Origin of the sequence: uncultured Sphingomonas sp. (genome assembly GCF_946477935.1) — a bacterium.
Lineage (GTDB): Bacteria > Pseudomonadota > Alphaproteobacteria > Sphingomonadales > Sphingomonadaceae > Sphingomonas.
Genome location: NZ_CAMLAC010000329.1, coordinates 1 through 2979, shown reverse-complemented (window position 1 = coordinate 2979; position 2979 = coordinate 1). Strand labels below are relative to the sequence as shown.

Genomic DNA, 2979 nt, shown 5'->3' with positions numbered 1-2979 from the left:
GCGTTTCGGCCGCTACGACAAGGATCGTGACGGGCGGATCACGCGCGACGAATATCTGGCATCGCGGCGCAAGGCCTATGGGAAGCTGGACAGCAACGGCGACGGGCGGCTGTCGTTCGAGGAATGGGCGGCCAAGACGACGGCGAAGTTCGGCAGCGCCGACCGGGACCGGTCGGGCACGATGGACGCCGCCGAATTCGCCACCACCGCGGTCAAGCGGAAGCCGGCTCGCGCGAAATGTCCGCCGGGATCGCCGCCGCAGGTGTCGGAAGAGAGCTGAGCCAGGGTGACAGCGCAGCGCGGGCGCGGTCGGTGTACATGCGCTTGCGATCCGCCTTCTTGGTGCGGCCCTCGATCGGCGGGAACAGGCCGAAATTGACGTTCATCGGCTGATAGGTATCCGCCTCCGCCGCGCCGGTGATGTGGGTGAGCAGCGCGCCGAGCGCGGTTTCCACCGGCGGCGGGGCGAGATCATGGCCGAGCAGTTCGGCCGCGGCGAAACGGCCGGCAATCAGGCCGATTGCAGCGCTCTCGATATAACCCTCGCACCCCGTGATCTGGCCGGCGAAGCGGATATCGGGGCGCGATTTCAACCGCAGCGTCGGATCGAGCAATTCCGGCGAGCGGATGAAGGTGTTGCGGTGCAGGCCACCCAGCCGCGCGAATTCGGCATTCTGGAGGCCAGGGATGGTGCGGAACAGGCGGACCTGTTCGGCATGCTTCAGCTTGGTCTGGAACCCGACGATGTTCCACAGCGTGCCGGCGGCATTGTCCTGGCGCAACTGCACCACCGCATAGGGCCAGCGACCGGTGCGCGGGTCGTCGAGGCCGACGGGCTTCATAGGGCCGAAGCGCAACGTATCGACGCCGCGTTCCGCCATCACCTCGATCGGCATGCAGCCCTCGAAATAGGGGGTATCGCGTTCCCAATCGCGGAACGGCGTCTTCTCGCCATCGACGAGGCCCTGGTGGAAGGCGAGGTACTGCTCCTTGTCAAGCGGGCAGTTGATGTAGTCTTTTCCGTCCCCTTTGTTCCAACGGCTCTGGAACCAGGCGGTGTCCATGTCGATCGAGTCGCGGTGGACAATGGGGGCGATGGCGTCGAAGAAGGCGAGCGCGTCGCTGCCGGTAGCAGCGCCGATCTGTTCGGCGAGGCCGGCGGCGGTCAGCGGGCCGGTGGCGATGATGACGGGGCCGTCGGGCAGCGTGTCGATGCGTTCGCGCACCACCGTGATGTTGGGGTGCCCCTCCAGCATGGCGGTGACGCCGGCGGAGAAGCCGTCGCGATCGACGGCCAGCGCGGAGCCCGCGGGTACGCGGTGACGATCGCCCTGCGCCATGATCAGCGAGCCGAGCGTGCGCATCTCCTGATGCAGCAGGCCGACGGCGTTGCTGTCGGCATCGTCCGAGCGGAAGGAATTGGAACAGACGAGTTCGGCGAGACCGTCGGTATGGTGCGCGGGCGTGGCGTCACCACCGCCGCGCATTTCGGACAGGCGGACGCGGATGCCGGCCTGCGCCAATTGCCATGCGGCCTCCGAGCCGGCGAGGCCGCCGCCGACGATGTGGATCTGATGGGTCATGCCGTGCCCCCTAATCCATTGCGGCGGGTTCGTCCAAGCGGGTGATGGCAGCGACGAAGGCCTGGGCGCGGTCGCCGAGCGTGGCGACGGTGGCGGAGAGGGTGTCCGACAAGGCGAGCAGTGCGTCGGCGTCGTGGCCGACATGCGCGGCGGCGGCATCGGCGATGCGGGCCTGCGCGTCGATGCTGGCGGCGGCGTCGACGGACTGTTCGACGTTGCCGGCGATCGCGGTGAGCGCGAGGCGCTGTTCGTCCACGGCGCCGGCGATGGCGGCGGAGATGCCGGCGATGGAGGCGATCGTTTCGCCGATATGATCATGTTCGGCGACCAATGCGTCGACGGCACCATGTACCGACTGTACGCTGGTCGCGGCATCGCGCGCGGCGCTGCCGGTTTGCAGCGCGAGCGCCTTTACCTCCTGCGCGACGACGGCGAAGCCCTGTCCGGCGGGGCCGGCGCGGGCCGCCTCGATCCCGGCGTTCAGGGCGAGCAGGTTGGTCTGGCGGGCGACGGTGCGGATCAGCACCAGCATGCGGTCGATCGCGGCGGCATTGTCGGCCAGCGCCCGCGAGCGCGCCCCGGCGTCGCCGACGCGCGCGTCGATCCGGCTGCGCAGGTGCTGCGATGCCTCCAGCTCGGCGGCGATGGTGGCAAAGGCATCGGCCAGGCCACGGCTGCGCGCGGCGATCTCCCCCAGCGCGGTGCCGGTCTGGCCGGCGGCGGTGGCGACGATCGTGGCGCTGCGGCGTGCCTCCACGACATGGTTGGACAGGGTGCGCGCCGTGGCGGCGCCCTGTTCGGCGGCGCGGGTCAGGCCATCGGCGAGCGCGGCGATATCGGTGAGGAAGCTGCGTGTCGCGGCCTCGACCGCATCGGCACGGGCAAGGCGGGTGCGGGCCTGTTCCAGTTGCAGGTCCGCCGCCTGGCGCAGCAGGGTACGCGCGTCCACCAGCGTGTCGAAGCGGCCCGCATGGGTGAGGATCAATCCCTCGGGCGCGCCGGCGGCGGCGTGTACCGCAAGCCGTTCCGCCAGTGGACGCTCGCGCTCGCACACCGGGCATGGCTGGACGAGGTCGATCAGGCGCGAGCAGAAATTGGGGTTCTGAAGAAGCGCATGGCCGTAGGGGCTGAACAGCAGGTCGCGGAGATCGGCCTCGTATATGGCACCGATCGGGCGATCATCGGCGTCCAGAACGGGCAGGACGCGCAGGTCGGGATGGGCGCGGAACAGGGCGATGGCGCCCGCGACGGTGGCATCGGCGGCGATCGAGAGGGGCGGAGCGGTCATCGGCGGGGTGAGCGACGGATCGGCGAACATCCTTGTGCCCGTATCGCTGGTTAGTAAACGGCAGATGCCGGTTTCATGACGGTGATGTGACACCCGGCGATGTGACAC

At 69.2% G+C, this 2979-nt stretch carries 3 protein-coding genes; 1 reads left to right on the top strand and 2 read right to left on the bottom strand.

All coding sequences use genetic code 11. The annotated features are described in order from the left end of the window. Positions 1-280: EF-hand domain-containing protein (locus Q0U08_RS19395; protein ID WP_298093413.1), on the top strand; the 280-nt coding region annotated here is incomplete at its 5' end. Here Q0U08_RS19395 and trmFO read toward each other — a convergent pair. After that, positions 213-1583 (bottom strand): methylenetetrahydrofolate--tRNA-(uracil(54)-C(5))-methyltransferase (FADH(2)-oxidizing) TrmFO, encoded by a 1371-nt coding sequence (trmFO, locus tag Q0U08_RS19390; RefSeq protein ID WP_298093412.1) that lies wholly within the window; start codon positions 1581-1583, stop codon positions 213-215. The genes Q0U08_RS19395 and trmFO overlap by 68 nt on opposite strands. 10 nt (positions 1584-1593) lie before the next feature. Next, a partial coding sequence (locus tag Q0U08_RS19385; RefSeq protein ID WP_298093410.1) for a methyl-accepting chemotaxis protein occupies positions 1594-2979 on the bottom strand: 1386 nt, incomplete at its 5' end.

Bases quoted from the DNA above. Each gene is read 5' to 3' on its own strand.
- trmFO (WP_298093412.1), bottom strand. From the start codon at position 1,583: ATGACCCATCAGATCCACATCGTCGGCGGCGGCCTCGCCGGCTCGGAG.